Genomic DNA, 19,159 nt, shown 5'->3' on the forward strand with positions numbered 1-19,159 from the left:
AATGACCGCTATTCTTGCTTTGGATACTTCAACGCCAGCCTGTTCGGTGGCGTTGATTCAAGACGGTGTTGTGCTGGAAGATTTCCGCATGGCACCCCGTCAGCATAACGATTTGATCCTGCCGATGGTGGATCAGATTTTGTCACAAGCAGGCTTAACCCTGTCTCAGTTGGATGCCATTGCCTTTGGTCGTGGTCCAGGTTCCTTTACTGGATTGCGTATCAGTGCGGGTGTGGTGCAAGGCTTAGCTTACGGTGCGGATTTACCTGTGGTACCAGTCTCGACGCTTGCGGCCATGGCTCTAGAAGCGCATCAAGCGACTTATCATGAGGATTGGTTAGCAGCGCTGGATGCTCGCATGGGCGAAATCTATGTCGGTGGTTACCATATTGCGAAACAAGACGATTTTTGGGTCGCGACGCAAACCTTCCCTGAGCGCGTGATTGCACCAGAGAATCTGAGTGCGATCGAGCAAGCTTATCAAGGGGTGGGCTCCGGTTGGATTTACCAAGAGCGTCTTAACGAAGTGTTGCCGACTCCTGCAACAGAAGTATTGGCGGACATCGCGCCACGTGCGGCTTGCATTGCGCAACTCGCAGCCTACGACTTCTCTCAGAATAAAGTGGTTAGCGCCGATCAAGCCTTACCAGTGTATCTGCGTGATGAAATTACCTGGGAAAAACAACCTGCCCGTATTGGTAAGCGATAATTCATGTTGTGGTATCACGTCGTCTTTCTCGCACTGATCCAAGGCCTGACTGAATTTCTTCCTATATCGAGCTCGGCTCATTTGATTCTGCCTTCGCAAGTGTTAGGTTGGCCGGATCAGGGCCTAGCTTTCGATGTGGCGGTTCATGTAGGAACCTTGATCGCCGTCGTTGGCTATTTCTGGCGTGATATCTACCTTATTCTAAAGGATTGGATAGCGGCCTTGTTGGGCGCATCGTCCACGGCAAACAGTCGTTTAGGTTGGTGGGTGATTTTGGCGACCATTCCTGCGGTATTAGTGGGAGTGTGTTTTGATAGTTATATTGAAGCGCATCTACGCTCCATTGAAGTCATTGCTTATACCACCATTGGTTTTGGGGTGTTGCTGTGGCTGTCGGATCGCTTCTTTAGTCATGCTAAGGATACCCATCAGTTAAGACTTCCTAGCGTGTTGGTGATTGGTATTGCTCAGGCATTTGCCTTGATACCGGGCACGTCACGTTCTGGTGTGACCATGACCGCGGCCCGTTTTATGGGCTTTAGTCGTGATGCTGCGGCACGTTTTTCATTTCTTTTGTCTATCCCGATCATTGTGGCAGCGGGCAGCCTTAAGTCGATTGAGCTGTTTTCGGGCCAGCACATGTATACGGTAGATTGGCATTCGATGCTGTGGGGCGTTGTACTCTCAGCCATTAGTGCTTATCTTTGTATTCATCTATTTTTAAAATGGCTAAGCCAAATAGGCTTCTTGCCATTTATGTTATACCGATTGGCGCTGGGCGCGCTTTTGCTATGGTTGGTGAAGGTGAGTTAACGAATGAAGATTGGTGGTAATTTTCCAGTTATTCCTCAAGGTGGTTCGGATTATAGCCAGCGCACGAAAGTGCCTGCGGTGGTTAATCAAGAGCGCCAGCAGGGTTCTAGTACCTTATTGCCGAGTTCCGTGCAAAGCTTTGAACAAGCTTCCAGTGCCCAATCTGCGCGTTTTTTTAAAGTCGATGGTTTGAGTGCGTTGGCACAGCAGGCCATAGAGGCTTATCAGTCTACTGAATCCTTGTCTCCTAATAATCCTCGTCATCAGTTAATAGGTATCGATGTTTACGCCTAATTCCCTTGCGGTGGCTTACCGCAATTCTGATACCCATGTGCTCGATTTAGCCGAGCGTTTAGGGCTACCGAAATTTCGCTTAACCACCGAGCTTAAATTTGCGACGCAATATGATTACCTATTAATGCATCAAGATGATGCTTTGGTGATTGCTAAGACAGGCAAGGGGGCGCCTAAACCGGTCGCCGTTGAGCTTGCTAGCGGGGCGGTGGATCATCGCCGTAAGTTCGGTGGCGGCAAGGGGCAAGATATTGCCAAGGCATGTGGTTTGAATAAGCGTTCAGACGTCAGTGTTTATGATGCCACAGCGGGTCTTGGGCGTGATAGTTTTGTACTAGCAAGCTTGGGCTGTGATGTGACCTTATTTGAGCGGGTTGGCTTTGTCCGTGAACTGTTGTTCGATGGTCTTGAGCGGGCACGTATGGTGGCGGATATCGAAGACATCATGGCGCGTATGACCCTTGGTAAAGGCACCATTTTTGATATCGATGACGAAGAATGTGTCGATGTGGTGTATCTCGATCCTATGTTTCCACACAACGATAAGTCGTCAGCGGCAGTGAAAAAGGAAATGGCCTTTTTCCGCGATTTGGTAGGGCATGATGAAGATGCGGATGCGTTACTACCACAAGCGATGCGTTTAGCGCGTTATCGTGTGGTGGTAAAGCGTCCAAAAGGCGCCCCTTATTTAGATAATCAAGAGCCGAGTTATCGACTTGATGGCAAATCAGGGCGCTTCGATGTGTATGTTAAGCGGTCATTGGATCATGACGCTGAATCAGCGCTTTAATAGTGTGGCGGTTTTTCAATCACACTGTTAATACCTGAGTCTGAGTTTTGATGCTGATCTTCCAAGCGTTTTGCGAGCAGCTTGATTTGCTCTTTGAGTAATAAAATGTCTTGTTGTTGGTGAGTCAATGCACTGTTTAGTGCATCAATGGTTTCTTCTTGAAACTGGCTACGGATCTCCAGTTCATCAATACGGTTTAATAGGTCTGAGGTATTCATAGATGGCTGCTATATGGTAGTCTTCTAAAGTGCTAAGTACTTAATTTCGCGTATCAATTAAACAGCGACTACACTTCTTATGATGTTTAGCTGGCGCGATTTTTGCTGACATTATGTACGTTCTATTCAGTTCTTTAATGGTGGTTAGCGTTACTGTTTTCAATGGTTGGATTTTTCTTTTTGAATATTGATCTAACGGTTGGAAGTGGTGTGGGACGCGCGACTAAACTGGTAGACGTGTATATTGGGAATAAATAACAAGAAAATCTTTAAACATATTCAAGGAACTCCAATGTTTTTATCAGTACGTGCATTTTTAGTTAGTCTTATTTTTGCTTTAGTGACGCCTCTTATTATTGCTCCACTGGTACAAGTGGAAATTGGCGCGCACTACGTTGTGTATTTTCTAGTTACTCTGGTAACGGTTTATCTTGGTGCTGTGTTATCGCGCTCTGATAGTGCTTCTATTGCATCTTCTTCTGCCGATGAAGAGGATGCAGACATCGAGGAAGAAAATGACGACCGTGAAGTGGGTACGGTTAAATGGTTCAATTCTTCTAAAGGTTTTGGTTTCCTAACGATGGAGAACGGTGATGATGTGTTTGTACATTACCGTGCCATTCGTGGACGTGGCCGCCGCTTCTTAATTGAAGGTCAAAAAGTTCGCTTTACGGTAACCGAAGGCGAAAAAGGCAAGCAGGCGGAAAACGTATCCATTGTCAAAAGTTAAAACAACGGGGGCAGTACATGCCCCCATATTATATTGAGAGGACATTATGGCTACAGTAACTTTGCAAGGTAATCCTTTAGAAACCGTTGGCGAACTACCACAAGTTGGCACTCAAGCGCCTAACTTTGAATTGGTGAAAACGGATCTATCGACAACCTCTTTGTCAGATTACGCAGGCAAGAAACTGGTACTAAACATTTTCCCATCTGTTGATACAGGTGTGTGTGCAACGTCAATCCGTAAATTCAACGAAGCTTTGTCTAGCCTAGAAAACACTGTGGTACTTTGTGTGTCGGCTGATCTACCATTTGCAGCAGCACGTTTCTGCGGTGCAGAAGGTCTAGAAAACGTAGTGTCTGGTTCAAGCTTCCGTGCCAGCTTTGGTAAAGACTACGGCGTGGAATTTGTGACGGGTCCATTGACTGGTCTATTGTCTCGTTCAGTGGTTGTGATCAACGAGCAAGGCGAAGTGGTGTACACTGAGCAAGTATCTGAAACAGCAGAAGAGCCTAACTACGACGCGGCGCTAGCGGCAGCTAAATAAGTTAGACTGCTCCACATTGAGTTAATAAAAAAGGTCGCCTAGGCGACCTTTTTCGTAGCTGTTGTTAGTGGATGATTAGTCGACTTGAACAGGAATCGTATTAGCAGTACGTTCAACCGTGTTGTCTTTGTTACAGTAGACCAGTTTAGGCTCGAAGTTATTGGCTTCGGCTTCATCCATTTGCGCGTACGCAGCGATGATCACGCGATCGCCTACTTGAACTTTACGTGCTGCGGCACCGTTCATTGAAATCGTACCAGAGCCAGCTTCAGCAAGGATTACGTAGGTGTGGAAGCGTTCGCCGTTGTCGACATTGTAGATGTCGATTTGTTCGAATTCACGTAGGCCAGCAAGCTTCACTAGATCGCTGTCAATCGCACAAGAGCCGTCATACCAAAGCTCAGCTTGAGTCACGGAAGCCATGTGAAGTTTGCCTTTCAGCATAGTAATTTGCATAGTATTTCTCTTACATCTCGATGTTTAGCAAAGAGTAGGCATTAGTGTTAGCGCCAAATATACGGACCTTCGCCGCTAGTGTTGATACGCCACCAAAGATCAGGGTCTTCCTGCCCGTCTTCTTGCCACCCTTGATAATTACAACGAACCTCGCACTGTAACACTTCAAACGCACGCTTGGCGCATTCCATGTCGCTCTCCCAAGGGGTTTGCTCTGCGTCAAACCAGATGGAGGTGAAGCGTTTTCCTGCGGCTTGTTCGAGAATGGTGACGGGAATGTCACGCCCGTTCCAATCCAAGTGCAGTTTGGTGGCGATGTCGCTCGGTTTACGCATATCTAGAACTGAGAAGTCTTGCTCCAGCCAACTGATGATACGCTCCGTCGGACACGACAAGAGATAAATTTCGATATCGGGCTGCATCGGATTAATCCTTCTTATTTAACATGTGGTAGATACGCAATACGCTCATGGATAAATAGCCAATCAACGACCAAGTCACGCCAAGGCCTGCAATGATGAGTCCAACAAGGGCGATGATTTCACGTTGAATGGAGTCAATGACTAAATTATTGGCGACAAATATCATGAGCACGCCGAAGGCGAACAGCAGTCCGCCTTGAATAAGCTTCATGAGCGCCAGTCTTGGATTTTGTCCAAGTTTAATGGCCAGCTTATGAAGCAAAGAAAGGGGCTTACTCACGAAGTGCCTATTTTGCCATCAAGTTAGTCAAAATGCGCTGATAAATTAGGGAAAGTTGATTCAAACTTTCGGCGTCAACGCATTCGTTAATTTGGTGGATGGTGGCATTGATTGGTCCTAATTCCACCACTTGAGTGCCCATCTTAGCAATGAAGCGACCATCTGAGGTGCCACCAGAAGTAGACAACTCAGGTGTGATAGCGACGGTGGTTTGTACCGCATCGACAATCGCATCGACTAATTCGCCTGGTTTGGTCAAGAACGGTAGGCCGTTGTAGGTCCACTCAACATCGTATTGCAGTTCGTGCTTGTCTAAAATGTGCAGTACACGCTCTTTTAGATCATCGAAGGTTAATTCAGATGAGAAGCGGAAGTTGAACTGGGCGTGTAACTTACCTGGTACCACGTTGGTAGCGCCAGTCCCTGAATTCACATTCGATACTTGGAAACTGGTCGGTGGGAAGAAATCGTTGCCGTCATCCCAATGGGTGCTAGCCAGTTCCGCTAGGGCAGGCGCAGCTAGGTGAATTGGGTTGATGGCCAAATGTGGGTAGGCTACATGACCTTGTTTACCGTATACGGTCAGGTCACCACTAAAGGAGCCGCGACGGCCGTTTTTAATGATGTCGCCCAATGTCTTAGTGCTCGATGGTTCACCCACGATACACCAATCAACTTTCTCGTTGCGTGCCATTAGGGTATCCACAACGCGTGTGGTGCCATCGACAAATGGACCTTCTTCATCACTGGTGATCAAAAATGAGATTTGACCATTGTGATCTGGGTGTTCAGCAACAAAGTTTTCCACCGCAGTGACCATCGCTGCCAAACTGCCTTTCATGTCCGCAGCACCACGGCCAAACAATACGCCATCAATGATTTCAGGCTCAAATGGCGGAACGTTCCACTCACTTTCTGGGCCGGCTGGTACCACATCGGTATGGCCTGCAAAGCATAGGTTCGGGCCTTGTGTACCGCGTTTCGCGTAGAAGTTTTTAACATGGCCAAATGGCAGGCGTTCCACTTCAAAGCCGATTTTTTCTAAGCGTTCAATCATCAGCTCTTGGCAACCTTCGTCCTCTGGAGTGACAGAAGGGCGTGAGATCAGATCTAGAGCCAGTGCTAAAGTGGGCGTAAGTTGCGTCATTCTTTACCTTTGCGTTGTGTTTGGTTACCTTAACTTTTGTCGAGCAGACTTCTCTTTATAGGTGACATAATGAAATTAAGCTTACTTGGCCTAGCGGCTATTTTACTCTCTGGATGTACGTTATTAGGTGGCTCGAAGTCGCAAATACAAGAAGCTTATTATGTTCCTGTGATCACGCCTGATCGACCTTCTAATACGTCCCCTAAAGTGCATGTGGTGCATCGTTCTGATGAACCTAATAGTGCTGATAAGGCGTATTATGTCCCAATTATTTCTGAGTAGTTGGGTGGTTACTGCTGAAAAATAGCTTGGTATTGTTCTGGTTTGAAGCCAAGTGTAAGGGATTGCTGGTGATCCAACAATGGGCGCTTGATCATGGCTGGCTGTTCCAATAGCACTTCAACAGCGGTTTCATTGTTCATCGCCGCTTGTGTTTCTGGATCTAGCTTGCGCCAAGTGGTGCCACGCGTATTGACCACGGCTTCCCAGCCCAGTTGTTCGATCCAGCCAGCCAACAAATCCCGCTCTAAACCGTCTTTGCGGTAATCGTGGAAGCGATATTCAACTTTGTTTTCTTCTAACCAGCGCAACGCCTTTTTCATGGTGTCGCAGTTCTTTATGCCGTAAATAGTGGTCACGTTGTTTTCCTATTCTTGGTCGCGCTTTCTTTTAGTCAAAAAAATGCCGAAGCCCCGTCGGGTGCTTCGGCATTGGCATACTAACGAATTAGTTGTGTGCGTGCAGTGCTTCGTTTAGAGCGATTGCCGTCTTGTTGGTCTTACATTCGATCGCACCTGTTTCAGAGTTGCGACGGAATAGTAGATCAGATTGACCAGATAGATCGCGTGCTTTAACCACTGAAACCACGTCGTTATTCTCGTCTAGTACGGCAACTTTAGCGCCTGCTGTGATGTATAGGCCAGATTCAACCGTACAACGATCACCAAGACCGATACCGATACCAGCGTTCGCGCCGATTAGACACTCTTCACCCACAGAAATTACGATGTTGCCGCCGCCAGATAGGGTGCCCATTGTTGAACAGCCGCCACCTAGGTCAGAGGCGTTACCAACCACTACACCTGCAGAGATACGACCTTCAACCATGCTCGTACCTAGTGTACCAGCGTTGAAGTTTACGAAACCTTCGTGCATCACAGTCGTGCCTTCCGCTAGGTGAGCACCTAGACGGATACGCGCCGCATCACCGATACGTACGCCTGTTGGTACGACAAAGTTCACCATTTTCGGGAATTTGTCGACACTGAATACTTCAATTGTACGGCCAGCCATACGAGCGTCTAGCTGACGTTCCGCCAGTTCACGCACATCGATAGGACCTTCACTTGTCCAAGCTGTGTTCACCAATAGACCGAACATACCGTCCAGTTTCGTGTGGTGAGGCTTCACTTGGCGGTGAGAAATCAGTTGTAGCTTCAAGTACACTTCTGCAGGGTTTGCTGGTGCTTCGTCGCTTTCTAGTACACACAGTACTACTGGCTGAGAAGAGGCTTTAAGACGTGATGCACGCTCACCTAGTTCAATGTGACCTGCTTTTAGCAGCGCAAGGTGTAGGCGGTTTAGATCGCTTTCGTCCAACACAAGTGTTGCATTGCCACCTTCGTAGTTCGTGCTTTCCACAACCGCATCAATGATGCTTTTTTCTGGAGAAGCGATCGGAGAAGGGTAGAAAACTTCTAACCAAGTACCTTCTGAGTTTTGTGTGCCAATGCCAAGGCCAATTGCAAAAGTAGAGTCGCTCATTCGAGTAAGTGCTCCTGAAAATTTAATTTTAAAGGTTTTGGTGTTTTTTCATAAAACGGGCAATGCGCTGAGCGGCCTCAACACATTCAGATTCTTCTGCGACAAGAGCCATACGCACATGGTTTTGTCCAGGATTATGGCCGTCGACTTCACGGCCTAGGTAACTGCCAGGAAGAACCAGAACCGATTCTTCTTGGTATAGCTTGATACAGAATTCTTCGTCGTTCATTGGTAGTTTCGGCCATAGGTAGAAACCAGCCTCTGGTTTTTCAACCGTCATCACTGGGGATAGGATCTCCAGTACTTGATCAAACTTGCGACCGTAGATTTCACGGTTGTTGGCCACGTGCTCTTCATCGTTCCAGGCGGTGATCGACGCCAGTTGATGATGCAACGGCATGGCACAGCCATGGTAAGTACGGTACTGCAAAAATGGCTTCAGCAGTTTAGCATCGCCAGCAACAAAGCCTGAACGCAGACCAGGTAGGTTAGAGCGCTTCGATAAGGATTGGAAAATCAAGCAGTGATCGTAATCGTCGTTGCCAAGCTGCACACAAGCATCTAAAAGACCTAGCGGCTTCTCTTCAAAGTAAATTTCTGAGTAGCACTCATCCGCGATGATGGCGAAATCATGTTGCTTGGCTTTTTCTAGTAAGAAACGGTATTCGTCCAGTGTGGTCACCGAACCTGCAGGGTTGTTAGGCGAGCAAACGAATAACATTTCACAGCGCTGCCAAACTTCCTCAGGCACGGCTTGGTAATCAATCTTGTACTGATTTTCTGCGTCACATGGAAGGTAGTGCAACTCAGCGCCAGCAAGAATACCGGCACCTTCGTAAATTTGGTAAAACGGGTTTGGGCTCACCACTAGCGGTTTTTGCTTTTCACCGACCAATGCTTGGGTGATGGCGAATAGGGCTTCACGAGTGCCTGTAACAGGCAGGATCTCTGTGTCCGCACTCAAGGATTTTAGGTTGAAGCGCTTAATTGCCCAGTCTGAAATCGCTTCACGTAAGCTGTTTTCCCCTTTTGTCAGTGGGTACTTTGACACGCCATCCAAAGCGTTTTTCAGCGTTTCCAGTACGATGCGCGGTGCGTCGTGTTGTGGTTCACCAATGGTCAACTTGATCACTGGCAAATCCGCATTAGGTGTCACAGATGACAGTAGGTCTGCCAACTTCTGGAATGGGTAGGGGTGTAAAGAATGAATCAGGGGGTTCATGTATGTATTTATTCCGTAGCTTGTGAAAAGCGGTCAATGCTGTGTTTTAGAGCGTCACAGATATGTTCCATTCGTGCACTGTCAGTAATGAGGTCGCCATCTTCCTCAGTAATGTAGAAGGTATCTTCTACGCGTTCACCTAGTGTAGCGATTTTTGCCTTGTGAAGCATGATGTCGTGCTCCATAAAAAACTGACCGATTAATGCTAATAAGCCTGGGCGATCTGGTGCTGTGACTTCTAGGGCTGACCAGACTTCTTCTGGCTGGCTAACAAAGTGAACCGTTGACGGTGCATTAAATATCTTAAGGTGTCGTGGCGTGAAGCGTTTTACGACACTCTCATACAGAGACGGTGAGTCTAGCTGCTCTATAAGGGTTTTTTTCACCAATTCAATGCGTTCGCGGTCCAAATGAAGATTGGTGTCGCAATTTTCACCACTTTCCATTACGACAAAGGTGTCGAGACTGTAGTGATTGGAGGTGTTATTGATCTTGGCATCTAGGATGGTTAAACCCATTTGTTCAAACAATGCGGCCGTCACGGCGAATAGATGACTGGCGATGGGGGTGTAGATGAAGACCTTGCTGGCACCTGAGAAGTTACGGCCACCCAAAGGGCTGATCGCCACCAAAGGCTTGGTGCTAGGGCGGTGATTTAGAATCGCTTCCGTGTTCCAGGCGATTTCTTCGCCGCTGGAGCGGATAAAGTATTCGTCTTCAATCTCAGCCCAGATTTTCTCGGCTTCAATAATATCGGCATTGCGTTCAATTAGGATCTCTAAAGCGCGCTGCTTGTGCTCATCGCTTTGCATGTCGGCATCGATTGGGAAATCCAAGCCGCGACGCAAGGCGCGTTTGGTTTCAAGATAGAGTTGACGCATTAGTGACGCGCGCCAGCTGTTCCACATGCTTGGGTTGGTGGCGTTAATATCGGCCACGGTCAACAGGAAGAGGTAATCCAAGCGTTCTTGGTCTTTAACAATGCTGGCGAATTCCCAGATCACTTCTGGGTCAGAAATGTCTTTGCGCTGCGCCGTAACCGACATCAGCAAATGGTGGCGTACCAACCATTCAATTAAATCTGTTTCGTGTTTATTGAGGCCGTGACGTTCACAGAATAAGCGCGCATCAACACAGCCAAGTTCTGAGTGATCGCCGCCACGCCCCTTGGCGATATCATGGTACAAGCCAGCGATGTAAATCAGTTCGACTTTAGCAATATGGCGAATTGCTTGTGACGAGATTGGGAATTGCGAACGGCTTTCTGGTAGTAAAAAGCGGCGTAGGTTTTCCACCAGTTGTAAGGTGTGGGCGTCCACGGTGTAAATGTGGAAAAGGTCATGCTGCATCTGACCAATAATGGCACCAAATTCCGGTAAGTAGCGACCCAGCAAACCAATGTGTTTCATCGAGCGCAGAATCGTGGTTAGACGGAAGCGGCTGGCGATGATGTCTAGGAACAGATTGGTGTTAACTGGATTGTTACGGTAACTCTCATCCACTAGTTCTAAGTTATCGCGTAGAGCGCGCATAGTGTTGGCACGAATGCCTTTGAACTCACTGCGATCGCCCATGATCTTGTAGATTTCCAGCATCGCTGATGGGGTCTCGAAAAACACGTCTGGGTGACGAATTTCCAGCTGGCCATTATTGATCTGGAAGCGCTCATTAATCACTTCAATATCGGGGTTTTCTTCGATATGTAGGAAGGATTCTTCAAAGTGCTGTAGTAGCAGATCGTTGAGTTGCTGGATTGCTGCCACGCTCTGGTAGTAGCCCTGCATAAAGCGTTCAACGTTACGCTTCAAATCGTCATCATCAAAACCAAATTCTTTGGCTAGGGTGCGCTGATGATCAAACAGAAGGCGATCTTCTTTGCGGCCAACAATGGTGTGCAGTGCCCAGCGAATACGCCATAGGTGGGATACGGCACCTTTAATCTGCATGTATTCGTCTTCGGATAAAAACTGCTTGTCGATCAAGGCGCTCAGGCGGTGAGTATGTAGATGACGTTTTGCCACCCAGTCGATCACCTGCATGTCGCGTAGGCCACCTGGGCATTCTTTTAGATTCGGCTCAAGGTTGTAGGCTGTGTTTTGGTACTTGGCGTGACGTTGCTGTTGCTCGAGTAGTTTGGCGCGGTAGAAGGTGTGGCCGTCCCACATGTGGTTAACGTCAATTTGCAGTTTGAGGTTAGCCAGTAATTCCGGATCGCCATACAGCGTACGTGATTCAATCAGGTTGGTAATGACAGTGATGTCGACTTCGGCGAGCGCGGCGCAATCGCTGATGGTGCGTACTGCATGGCCAACATCGAGTTTTAAATCCCAAAGAAAGGTGATAAAGGCTTCGATTTTTTCGGCATTGGGTTCGCTGCCATCCTGTAACAGGATTAGCAGGTCAATATCGGATTTAGGGTGAAGTTCACTGCGGCCGTAACCGCCCACCGCCACCATGGAAACATTACTTTCTTCGTGCAAACCAGCACGAATCCAAGCCGCATGCATGACTTCGTCATACAGTCCAGAGAGGCCTTTTACGAGCTTTTCGATCGGGTATAAATCATGGAATAAATCATTATACGCCTTTGTTTTTTCACTCAAGAGTTCGCGGAAGCGTTTGGCACCGGTCTTTGGTGATGCCAGTTCAGTCTTCTCATCTTGGCTAAACAAAGGTGGAGCATCAGGAAATGCAGGAAAATCCATATCAGGCCTCTTTGGTTGTACAGCAGAGCAACAAATTAGACAGTGATGGTATCGTCTGGACGCAAGGTTAGGATTTCAACACCGTCAGCTGTCACTAGCAATGTGTGCTCGTACTGTGCTGAAAGGCGACCATCTTTGGTTTTTGCAATCCAGTTGTCTGGGCCTGTGTGTTTCACTTGCTTTTTGCCGGCGTTGATCATTGGCTCGATGGTGAAGGTCATGCCTTCTTCTAACACCACGCCTGTGCCTGCTCGGCCGTAATGAGCCACTTGTGGTTCACCGTGGAAGGTTGTGCCGATACCGTGGCCACAGTATTCCTCTACTACTGAGTAGTGGTTTTTGTGGGCAAATTCAGAAATGGCCGCACCGATATCACCAAGGCGAACACCTGGTTTCACCATTTTAATGGCAAGGTATAGGCTCTCTTGGGTGATTTTACATAGACGCTCTACGTGTGCAGGCACTTGGCCAACGCAGAACATCTTGCTGGTGTCACCATAGTAGCCATCTTTAATGATGGTGATGTCGATGTTGACCGCGTCACCTTTTTTAAGGGCTTTGTCATTCGGGATGCCGTGACAAATCACATCGTTTACGGACGTACAGCAAGACTTAGGAAAACCGTGGTAGTTCAGCGGAGCAGGGATGGCGCCTTGCTCGTTAACGATGTAGTTGTGCACGATGATGTCTAACTCATCTGTGGTTACACCTGGTACAACGTAGGGCTCAAGCATGGTCAATACTTCACCCGCCAATTTGCCGGCGATGCGCATGCCTTCGATATCACTCACATCGGTAAAACGAGTCGCACCTGGGCGAGGTGTCCAGCTAGGAACCTCTGCGCGACCATCCTTTGTTAGCTCTTTTACTTTTTGCAGAATTTCGTTGCTCATAATAAAACTGTCTTAAAACTTCACTAGTCTGAGAATCACAATATTCTACATGACTTATTGGCATTAATCGTCCTGAGATAAGAAAAAAACTTGGAGATTGGTGGCAGGGAAAGGGAATATCTGCTTTTGTAAAGGTTGCTTTTGTGGTATAAAACGCCGGCTTATTCTTGGAGACAAGGCTAAGCTATAAACTAAACAATCTAACGACCTTGTTGCCTAGTTAAAAATAGACACTCTGGGGTGCCTGAAATTGCTTTAAATTTCAAAAGGCTGAGTGGCTAGGGCTAACAAGTTAACCTAACCCAAAATTTGAAGGATAGTAAAATGCCTACAGTTTCTATGCGCGACCTACTACAGGTTGGTTCACACTTTGGTCACCAAACTCGTTACTGGAACCCAAAAATGAAGCCATTCATTTTCGGTGCTCGTAACAAGATCCATATCATCAACCTTGAGCACACTGTTCCAGCTATCAACGAAGCTCTAGAGCTAGTTAAGAAAATGGCTGAGAACAAAAACAAAGTTTTGTTCGTAGGTACTAAACGCGCTGCATCTAAAACAGTTGCTGAGCAAGCTTCTCGCGCTGGCATGCCATACGTTAACCACCGTTGGTTAGGTGGTATGTTGACTAACTACAAAACAATCCGTACGTCTATCAAGCGTCTACGTGATCTAGAAGGTCAGCAAGCAGACGGCACTTTCGAAAAACTAACTAAGAAAGAAGCCCTAATGCGCACTCGTGAACTTGAGAAACTAGAGCGCTCTCTAGGTGGTATCAAGGATATGGGTGGTCTTCCAGACGTTCTTTTCGTAATCGACGTTGACCACGAGCGTATTGCGATCAAAGAAGCTAACAAGCTAGGTATCCCTGTTATCGGTATCGTTGATACTAACAGCGATCCAGATGGTGTTGATTACGTAATTCCTGCAAACGACGACGCTATCCGCGCAGTTCAGTTGTACGTTTCTGCATTCGCTGACGCATCTCTAGAAGGTCGTGCGGCAGCTGCTGGTAGCGCTGACGAGTTTGTTGAAGTAAACGAAGCTACTGAAGCGTAATTTACGGCTCTAATGGGTCTGTTTATAAAAGGGGGGAGGTAAGCTCTCTCTCCTTTTTTTAAATTTTGTTATCGTACAAGGGGAATTGACATGGCCGCAGTATCTGCAGCAATGGTAAAAGAACTACGTGAACGCACTGGCCTAGGCATGATGGAGTGTAAAAAAGCTCTAACTGCTGCTGGTGGCGACATTGAAGTAGCAATCGAAGAACTACGTAAATCAAGTGGTATGAAAGCAGCTAAGAAAGCTGGTCGTACTGCTGCCGAAGGTACTATCATCATGAAAGTTGCTGATGATAACTCTTACGGTGTATTGGTTGAAGTTAACTCTGAAACTGACTTCGCTTCACGCGACGAAGGTTTCCTAGCATTCGCTAACAAAGTTGCTGACGCTGTATTCGCTTCTAAAGAAACTGACATGTCTGTAGTGATCTCTGGCGAAATGCTAGAAGCTCGCGAAGCACTAGTTCAGAAAATCGGTGAAAACATCACTCCTCGCCGCGCAGTGTTGGTTGAAGGTGGTCTAGTGTCAGGTTACCTACACAGCAACGGCCAAATCGCTTCTCTAGTTCAGCTAGAAGGTGGCAGCGACGAGCTAGCGAAAGACATCGCTATGCACGTAACAGCTGTTAACCCACGTGTAGTACGTGGCGAAGATATGCCTGCTGAAGTTCTTACTAAAGAAGAAGAAATCATCCGTGCTCAACCAGATATGGCTGGCAAACCAGCTGAAATCGTTGACAAGATGATCGGTGGCCGTATCAAGAAATTCTTGGCTGAAAACAGCCTAAATGACCAGCCATTCGTTAAGAACCCAGAAGTTAAAGTTGGCCAACTAGCGAAAGACGCTGGTGCGACTGTATCTTCTTTCGTTCGTATCGAAGTAGGTGAAGGTATCGAAGTTGCAGAAGTTGACTTCGCTGCTGAGGTTGCTGCTCAACTTAAAGGCTAATCGCTAATAAGTTTTGAGTATAATAAGGGGCAGCTTGACTGCCCCTTTTTATGAATAGCCTATTGAGGTGCGATCCATCTCAATACATCACTTCTCACCATTACCGGAGGTTCTAAATGCCTAAAGAAAAGAATGCAAGATACAAACGAATTTTGTTGAAATTAAGCGGCGAAGCGCTGCAAGGCGATGAAACCTTTGGTATCGATCCAAAAGTGTTGAGCCGTATTGCGCTTGAGATCGGTCAATTGCGTGGTATCGGTGTGGAAGTCGGGATTGTTATCGGTGGTGGTAACTTATTCCGTGGTCAAGCCTTGAGTCAGGCGGGCATGGACCGTGTGACGGGCGACCATATGGGAATGTTGGCAACGGTTATGAACGCTCTTGCGATGCGTGATGCCCTTGAACGCGCTAATATTTCTACACGTGTTATGTCTGCAATCACGATGACTGGTATCGTAGAACCATACGACCGTCGTCGAGCAATGCGTCACCTGAAAGATGGTGATGTGGTTATCTTCTCTGCTGGCACAGGTAATCCATTTTTTACAACTGACTCTGCTGCGTGTTTACGTGGTATTGAGATTGATGCAGATGTTGTGCTGAAAGCGACAAAAGTGGATGGTGTGTATTCTGCTGATCCGATGAAGGATCCAAATGCAGTGAAATATGATACATTAACTTTCGACGAAGTTTTGGAAAAACAGTTAGGCGTCATGGATTTAACGGCTATCTGTCTAACTCGTGACCATCAAATGCCAGTTCGAGTATTTAACATGAATAAGCCAGGGGCTCTGATTAACATCATGACCGGTGGCGACGAAGGTACCGTTATTAAGTGAGGAAATAATGATTAACGAGATTTTAAAAGATGCGGAAGAGCGCATGGGCAAGGCGGTTGTTGCCGTAGATAACGCGTTTAAAAAGATTCGTACAGGTCGCGCGCACCCAAGCCTTTTAGATCCTATCAAAGTGAACTACTACGGTAGCGAAACTCCTCTTAACCAAGTAGCAAACGTTACTGTTGAAGACGCTCGTACATTGGGCGTAACGCCATGGGAAAGTAACATGGTGCCTGAAATTGAAAAGGCGATCATGAAGTCTGACCTAGGTTTGAACCCTTCAACAACAGGTAGCCTTATCCGTATTCCTCTGCCAGCATTGACAGAAGAAACACGTGGTAACTACTTCAAACAAGCTAAGTCTGAAGCAGAGAACGGCCGTATTGCGATCCGTAATATCCGTCGTGATGCGAACAACAGCTTGAAAGACCTAGTCAAAGAAAAAGAGATTTCTGAAGACGAAGAACGTCGTGGCCAGGATCAAGTTCAAAAAGTAACAGACAAATACATCGCTCAAATCGAAGAGCATTTGGCTGCGAAAGAAAAAGATCTAATGGCAATCTAAGTAAAGAGGCAGGTGCCGTGCGCCTGCCTTTTTTCTGACTAGGTAATTCTATGTCGAACCAATCGTTGGCTGTTGAAGGCCAATCTGTTCCTGCCCACGTGGCCATTATTATGGATGGCAACAATCGCTGGGCGAAAAAAAAGCACTTACCAAGCATTGCTGGTCACCGCGCTGGTGCGGCGGCTGTTCGTAAGACGGTTGAGTCCGCGGCTCGCTGTGGTGTAAAAGTGCTGACTTTGTTTGCTTTCTCAAGTGAGAACTGGAAACGTCCCCAGGCGGAAGTTGACGGCCTGATGGGGCTGTTTATGCGATCTTTGAAAAAAGAAGCGAAACGTCTTAATGAACATGCTATTAAGTTGATTGTTGTAGGTGATAAATCTGGCTTTAGTGCTGGGTTACAAGAGCAAATTGCCTTAGCAGAACAGGCGACTGCAGATAATCAAGGCATGGTGTTAGCCATTGCAGCAAACTACGGTGGTCGCTGGGACATTGCTCAAGCGGCAAAAGTGCTTGCCGAGCAAGTGGCGGCTGGCGAGCTATTGCCAAGTGATATCACGGAAGAAGCGCTCGGACAACATGTGTGTTTAGCTGGCTTACCAGAACTGGACTTGATCATACGTACTTCCGGTGAAGAGCGGGTAAGTAACTTCTTATTGTGGCAGCTTGCTTACGCTGAGTTTATTTTTATGCCAGTGCTTTGGCCAGATTTTGATGGCTCACACTTTGAAGAAGCACTGACCATTTATCAACAACGTCAACGACGATACGGTGGGCGATAGTTTTTATGCTTTTACCAAGAGTTCTTAGCGCAATCGTGATGGCGCTGTTGTTTATCTATGCGGTGTTTGTCTTAGGGGCATCAGGGTTTCAATTCGCGATCGGCGTAGTCGTGCTCTTGGCTGGCTGGGAGTGGGCGCGTTTATCTGGCATCACTCGTCAGCAGGGCCGTATTGCTTTCGCCGGCTTAGTTGGTACCTTGTGTTACGGCGTGGCCATCTTTGATTTACAGCGTACTATTCTTTGGATCGCTCCCGTTTTATGGTTAATTGCCTTGTTTTGGGTGATTAACTATCCCACTGAAAAAGGCTGGCAATCCCGTTTTAGCCGAATTGTATTTGGTTTACTGGTGTTGGTGACGACTTGGTCAGCGATGGTCGTGCTGCGTGACTCGGCTGAGTTCGTGGTCTGGGTATTGCTACTGATGGGCTTAATCTGGGGCGCAGATTCTGGTGCTTATTTCTCAGGTAAAGCTTTTGGTAAGCGTAAGTTGGCACCGAAAGTCTCACCGGGTAAATCTTGGGAAGGCGTCATTGGTGGCTTAGTGCTCACCCAAGTGGGTGTGGCCCTGTTTGCAGCCTTTGATCCAACCGGTGTGGTGTCTTGGCCTATGCTTGCGGTTATGGCATTGATCACGGTAATGACGTCTGTACTGGGTGATTTAACTGAAAGTCTATTTAAGCGTCATGAGTCATTGAAAGATTCTAGCCAGCTGATCCCTGGCCATGGCGGTGTGATGGACCGTGTTGACAGTCTGACATCAGCCGCGCCGATTTATGTGTTGCTGCTGAGCTTTGTAGGTTGGGTATGATGCAAAAGATTTGTCTGCTTGGGGCAACCGGTTCAATCGGTCGCAGTACACTGGATGTGATTGCACAATATCCTGAACAGTTTGAACTGGTCAGTGTCGCGGCCAACTCAAGTGTTGAGCGTATGGCACAGATCTGTCGCCAATTCAAACCTAAGCGTGCGGTAATGGGTTCACAAGACGCTCGCGATCAGTTGGCGGCTTTGTGTGCTGATTTGGATACCCAGTTTGAATATGGCAGTGAGGCCATGGAAAGCATCGCCAGTGACGATTGCGATCAGGTGATGGCGGCGATCATGGGCTTTGCTGGCTTGCGTCCAACGCTTGCTGGCATTCGTGCTGGCAAGCGTGTCTTGTTGGCCAATAAAGAGAGCTTGGTAACGGCAGGTCGTTTATTTATGGAAGAGGTGGCGAAGCATAATGTGACGCTGATGCCGATCGACAGTGAACATAATGCGATTTTTCAATGCTTGCCGCAAACAGAATCGGGTATCACCAAGCGTGATATCAATAAGATTCTCCTGACCGCTTCAGGTGGTCCTTTCCGTACTTTCTCGCCCGAACAAATGCGCAGTGTAACGCCAGCGCAAGCGTGTGCACACCCGAACTGGTCCATGGGACAAAAGATATCCGTCGACTCTGCGAGCTTGATGAACAAAGGCTTAGAGTTGATTGAGGCCTGTTGGCTATTTGATGTGACGCCAGCAGAGGTTCAGGTCGTTGTTCACCCTGAAAGTATTGTACATTCCATGGTGTCTTATAAAGATGGTTCTGTGATTGCGCAAATGGGCAATCCGGATATGAAAATCCCGATTGCCTATGGTATGACTTGGCCTGCCCGTATCGAAACTGGTGTCGAGCCATTAGATTTCTTTAAGGTTTGCCAATTAAACTTTGAAGCACCTGACTTAGATCGCTTTCCAAATTTGAAGCTGGCCAGCGATGCTTGGTATCTTGGTGGTACAGCGATGGCTTGTCTGAACGCTGCCAACGAAGTGGCAGTGGCGGCCTTTTTGCAGGAGCAAATTTCATTCTTAGATATTGCTCGCCTAAATCAACGGGTGCTTGAACGCTCAGACATTAAAGCTGTCAATGACTTAGAGACAGTATTTGCTGCCGATCACACGGCGCGAACGCTGGCACAACAGTTAATTGCTTCGGAGTTTGCTTAAC

Annotated in this window: 24 protein-coding genes; 14 read left to right on the top strand and 10 right to left on the bottom strand. The window is 47.4% G+C overall.

The window, feature by feature from the left end; translation table 11 throughout:
* Position 1 precedes the first annotated feature (1 nt).
* The 4 genes from tsaB to ACOSVP_RS02250 are packed head-to-tail and all read left to right on the top strand — an operon-like array spanning position 2 to position 2,606.
* Positions 2–709, top strand: a complete 708-nt coding sequence (tsaB, locus tag ACOSVP_RS02235) for a tRNA (adenosine(37)-N6)-threonylcarbamoyltransferase complex dimerization subunit type 1 TsaB (protein ID WP_487345880.1) — start codon at positions 2–4, stop codon at positions 707–709.
* A gap of 3 nt (positions 710–712) precedes the next feature.
* On the top strand, positions 713–1,522 hold the full coding sequence (locus ACOSVP_RS02240; RefSeq protein ID WP_487345881.1) for an undecaprenyl-diphosphate phosphatase: 810 nt from the start codon (positions 713–715) through the stop codon (positions 1,520–1,522).
* A gap of 3 nt (positions 1,523–1,525) precedes the next feature.
* The gene (locus ACOSVP_RS02245) at positions 1,526–1,816 is read left to right on the top strand and encodes a hypothetical protein (protein WP_487345882.1); all 291 of its coding nucleotides are present in this window, start codon (positions 1,526–1,528) and stop codon (positions 1,814–1,816) included.
* Positions 1,803–2,606, top strand: a complete 804-nt coding sequence (locus ACOSVP_RS02250) for a class I SAM-dependent methyltransferase (RefSeq protein ID WP_487345883.1) — start codon at positions 1,803–1,805, stop codon at positions 2,604–2,606. Before ACOSVP_RS02245 ends, ACOSVP_RS02250 begins: the two co-directional genes overlap by 14 nt.
* Here ACOSVP_RS02250 and ACOSVP_RS02255 read toward each other — a convergent pair.
* Positions 2,603–2,824 carry a SlyX family protein gene (locus tag ACOSVP_RS02255; RefSeq protein WP_487345884.1) on the bottom strand — a complete coding sequence of 74 codons (222 nt, stop codon included), beginning with the start codon at positions 2,822–2,824 and terminating at the stop codon, positions 2,603–2,605. The two genes, ACOSVP_RS02250 and ACOSVP_RS02255, sit on opposite strands and share 4 nt — an antisense overlap.
* Positions 2,825–3,116: 292 nt before the next feature.
* On the opposite strand from ACOSVP_RS02255, the gene ACOSVP_RS02260 reads away from it, so the two are divergent.
* On the top strand, positions 3,117–3,554 hold the full coding sequence (locus ACOSVP_RS02260) for a cold-shock protein (RefSeq protein WP_487345885.1): 438 nt from the start codon (positions 3,117–3,119) through the stop codon (positions 3,552–3,554).
* Positions 3,555–3,600: 46 nt separating this feature from the next.
* Positions 3,601–4,098 carry a thiol peroxidase gene (gene tpx / locus ACOSVP_RS02265; protein ID WP_487345886.1) on the top strand — a complete coding sequence of 166 codons (498 nt, stop codon included), beginning with the start codon at positions 3,601–3,603 and terminating at the stop codon, positions 4,096–4,098.
* Positions 4,099–4,173: 75 nt separating this feature from the next.
* On the opposite strand, the gene panD is transcribed toward tpx, so the two are convergent.
* The 4 genes from panD to dapE are packed head-to-tail and all read right to left on the bottom strand — an operon-like array spanning position 4,174 to position 6,403.
* Entirely contained in the window at positions 4,174–4,554 is a 381-nt protein-coding gene (gene panD / locus ACOSVP_RS02270; RefSeq protein WP_487345887.1) for an aspartate 1-decarboxylase, read from the bottom strand.
* A 47-nt stretch (positions 4,555–4,601) separates the two neighbouring features.
* Positions 4,602–4,976 (bottom strand): hypothetical protein, encoded by a 375-nt coding sequence (locus ACOSVP_RS02275; RefSeq protein WP_487345888.1) that lies wholly within the window; start codon positions 4,974–4,976, stop codon positions 4,602–4,604.
* Positions 4,977–4,980: 4 nt separating this feature from the next.
* The gene (locus ACOSVP_RS02280; protein ID WP_487345889.1) at positions 4,981–5,256 is read right to left on the bottom strand and encodes a hypothetical protein; all 276 of its coding nucleotides are present in this window, start codon (positions 5,254–5,256) and stop codon (positions 4,981–4,983) included.
* A gap of 7 nt (positions 5,257–5,263) precedes the next feature.
* Complete coding sequence (gene dapE / locus ACOSVP_RS02285) at positions 5,264–6,403, bottom strand: succinyl-diaminopimelate desuccinylase (protein ID WP_487345890.1); 1,140 nt, start codon at positions 6,401–6,403, stop codon at positions 5,264–5,266.
* Positions 6,404–6,472: 69 nt separating this feature from the next.
* On the opposite strand from dapE, the gene ACOSVP_RS02290 reads away from it, so the two are divergent.
* A complete protein-coding gene (locus ACOSVP_RS02290; protein WP_487345891.1) occupies positions 6,473–6,685 on the top strand; it encodes a hypothetical protein in 213 nt (70 codons plus the stop codon).
* 8 nt (positions 6,686–6,693) lie between these two features.
* On the opposite strand, the gene ACOSVP_RS02295 is transcribed toward ACOSVP_RS02290, so the two are convergent.
* From ACOSVP_RS02295 to map, 5 genes are all read right to left on the bottom strand, one after another.
* The gene (locus tag ACOSVP_RS02295; RefSeq protein WP_487345892.1) at positions 6,694–7,041 is read right to left on the bottom strand and encodes an ArsC family reductase; all 348 of its coding nucleotides are present in this window, start codon (positions 7,039–7,041) and stop codon (positions 6,694–6,696) included.
* A gap of 88 nt (positions 7,042–7,129) precedes the next feature.
* Positions 7,130–8,167 (bottom strand): 2,3,4,5-tetrahydropyridine-2,6-dicarboxylate N-succinyltransferase, encoded by a 1,038-nt coding sequence (gene dapD / locus ACOSVP_RS02300; protein WP_487345893.1) that lies wholly within the window; start codon positions 8,165–8,167, stop codon positions 7,130–7,132.
* Between the two features lie 28 nt (positions 8,168–8,195).
* Entirely contained in the window at positions 8,196–9,389 is a 1,194-nt protein-coding gene (gene dapC, locus ACOSVP_RS02305) for a succinyldiaminopimelate transaminase (protein WP_487345894.1), read from the bottom strand.
* A gap of 8 nt (positions 9,390–9,397) precedes the next feature.
* Positions 9,398–12,094 (bottom strand): [protein-PII] uridylyltransferase, encoded by a 2,697-nt coding sequence (gene glnD / locus ACOSVP_RS02310; protein WP_487345895.1) that lies wholly within the window; start codon positions 12,092–12,094, stop codon positions 9,398–9,400.
* A 35-nt stretch (positions 12,095–12,129) separates the two neighbouring features.
* The gene (gene map / locus ACOSVP_RS02315) at positions 12,130–12,987 is read right to left on the bottom strand and encodes a type I methionyl aminopeptidase (RefSeq protein WP_487345896.1); all 858 of its coding nucleotides are present in this window, start codon (positions 12,985–12,987) and stop codon (positions 12,130–12,132) included.
* 324 nt (positions 12,988–13,311) lie between these two features.
* Between map and rpsB the strand changes: the two genes are divergently transcribed.
* From rpsB to ispC, 7 genes are all read left to right on the top strand, one after another.
* The gene (rpsB, locus tag ACOSVP_RS02320; protein ID WP_487345897.1) at positions 13,312–14,046 is read left to right on the top strand and encodes a 30S ribosomal protein S2; all 735 of its coding nucleotides are present in this window, start codon (positions 13,312–13,314) and stop codon (positions 14,044–14,046) included.
* A gap of 90 nt (positions 14,047–14,136) precedes the next feature.
* Positions 14,137–14,997: a translation elongation factor Ts gene (gene tsf, locus ACOSVP_RS02325; protein ID WP_487345898.1), complete on the top strand. Its 861-nt coding sequence runs from the start codon at positions 14,137–14,139 to the stop codon at positions 14,995–14,997.
* Between the two features lie 116 nt (positions 14,998–15,113).
* Entirely contained in the window at positions 15,114–15,836 is a 723-nt protein-coding gene (pyrH, locus tag ACOSVP_RS02330; protein ID WP_487345899.1) for a UMP kinase, read from the top strand.
* Between the two features lie 7 nt (positions 15,837–15,843).
* Positions 15,844–16,401, top strand: a complete 558-nt coding sequence (gene frr / locus ACOSVP_RS02335; RefSeq protein WP_487345900.1) for a ribosome recycling factor — start codon at positions 15,844–15,846, stop codon at positions 16,399–16,401.
* Between the two features lie 50 nt (positions 16,402–16,451).
* Entirely contained in the window at positions 16,452–17,180 is a 729-nt protein-coding gene (gene uppS, locus ACOSVP_RS02340; RefSeq protein ID WP_487345901.1) for a polyprenyl diphosphate synthase, read from the top strand.
* A gap of 5 nt (positions 17,181–17,185) precedes the next feature.
* Positions 17,186–17,989 (top strand): phosphatidate cytidylyltransferase, encoded by an 804-nt coding sequence (locus tag ACOSVP_RS02345; RefSeq protein WP_487345902.1) that lies wholly within the window; start codon positions 17,186–17,188, stop codon positions 17,987–17,989.
* Positions 17,989–19,158 carry a 1-deoxy-D-xylulose-5-phosphate reductoisomerase gene (gene ispC / locus ACOSVP_RS02350; protein ID WP_487345917.1) on the top strand — a complete coding sequence of 390 codons (1,170 nt, stop codon included), beginning with the start codon at positions 17,989–17,991 and terminating at the stop codon, positions 19,156–19,158. The genes ACOSVP_RS02345 and ispC overlap by 1 nt, the downstream gene beginning before the upstream one ends.
* The last annotated feature ends 1 nt before the right edge of the window (position 19,159 follow it).

The sequence above is a fragment of the Marinomonas sp. HM11-D genome, assembly GCF_057626615.1.